The sequence below is a fragment of the Pantoea phytobeneficialis genome (genome assembly GCF_009728735.1).
Taxonomy (GTDB): Bacteria; Pseudomonadota; Gammaproteobacteria; order Enterobacterales; family Enterobacteriaceae; genus Pantoea; species Pantoea phytobeneficialis.
The window spans coordinates 3,930,604-3,932,122 of sequence record NZ_CP024636.1 but is presented as its reverse complement, the minus strand read 5'-3'; the positions used below and the strand labels follow the sequence as shown (position 1 = coordinate 3,932,122).

Annotated in this window: 2 protein-coding genes; both read right to left on the bottom strand. The window is 56.5% G+C overall.

Annotation, left to right across the window (positions count from 1 at the left end; all coding sequences use genetic code 11):
• Window positions 1–1,331 (bottom strand): acetyl-CoA carboxylase biotin carboxylase subunit (accC, locus tag CTZ24_RS18190; protein WP_208725592.1); only part of this gene is annotated, 1,331 nt, incomplete at its 3' end.
• 11 nt (window positions 1,332–1,342) lie between these two features.
• The coding region (locus CTZ24_RS18185; protein WP_302474915.1) for an acetyl-CoA carboxylase biotin carboxyl carrier protein at window positions 1,343–1,519 on the bottom strand (177 nt) is incomplete at its 5' end.

Here is a 1,519-nt window from a genome sequence, read left to right as displayed (position 1 = left end):
AGTTTTTTCTCCAGGTAGTGGATATTAGTCCCACCCTGCTGGAAGTTTTCGTCGGACATGATTTTCATCTGCAGTTCGACGTTGGTCTTGATACCGTCGATGATCAGCTCCGCCAGCGCATTCTTCATGCGCGCAATCGCCACGTCACGGTTTTCACCGTAGGTGATCAGCTTGCCGATCATGGAGTCGTAGTACGGCGGCACGCTGTAACCGGCATAGATATGCGATTCCCAGCGCACTCCGAAGCCACCCGGCGCGTGGAAGCGCGTGATCTTGCCCGGACTCGGCAGGAAGGTGTTCGGGTCTTCGGCGTTGATACGGCATTCCACCGCATGACCGCGGATCACCACATCTTCCTGACGGATGGACAGCGGCTGACCGGCAGCAATGCGCAGCTGCTCTTTGATCAGGTCAACACCGGTGATCATCTCAGTGACCGGGTGTTCTACCTGAATACGGGTGTTCATCTCGATAAAGTAGAACTCGCCGTTTTCGAACAGGAACTCAAAGGTGCCCGCGCCACGGTAGCCGATATCGACACAGGCTTTGGCACAGCGGTCGCCGATAAAGCTACGCAGTTCCGGGGTGATACCCGGTGCCGGCGCTTCTTCCACCACTTTCTGGTGACGACGCTGCATCGAGCAGTCGCGCTCCGCCAGATAGATGGCGTTGCCCTGACCGTCGGCCATCACCTGGATTTCGATATGACGCGGATTCTCGAGATATTTCTCCATGTACACCATGTCGTTGTTGAAAGCCGCTTTGGCTTCCGCTTTCGTCATGTTGATGGACTGCTCAAGATCCTTGTCGCTGCGCACCACGCGCATACCACGACCACCGCCGCCACCGGAGGCTTTGATGATCACCGGGTAGCCGATGCGTTTGGCGAAGGCACGGTTTTTCTCCATGTCTTCCGTCAGTGGGCCGTCAGAACCCGGTACGGTCGGTACACCCGCTTTTTTCATCGCGGTGATCGCCGATACCTTGTCACCCATCAGGCGGATGGTGTCGGCTTTCGGACCGATAAAGATAAAGCCGGAGCGTTCGACCTGCTCGGCAAAATCGGCGTTCTCAGACAGGAAGCCATATCCCGGATGGATCGCGACCGCGCCGGTGATTTCGGCGGCGGAGATCAGGGCCGGAATATTGAGGTAACTTTTGACCGACTGCGCCGGACCGATGCAGACGGTTTCGTCAGCCAGCAGTACGTGCTTCAGGTCGCGGTCTGCCGTGGAGTGAACCGCCACAGTCTTGATGCCCAGCTCTTTACAGGCACGCAGAATGCGCAGCGCGATCTCACCGCGGTTAGCAATGACAATTTTATCCAGCATGGTTCGCCTCGTTATTCGATGACAACCAGCGGCTCGTCAAATTCAACCGGCTGGCCACTTTCCACCAGAATCGCTTTCACCACGCCGGATTTATCGGCTTCGATCTGGTTCATCATTTTCATCGCTTCAACGATGCACAGGGTGTCGCCGACGTTAACTTTCTGGCCGACTTCGATAAAGGCTTTCGC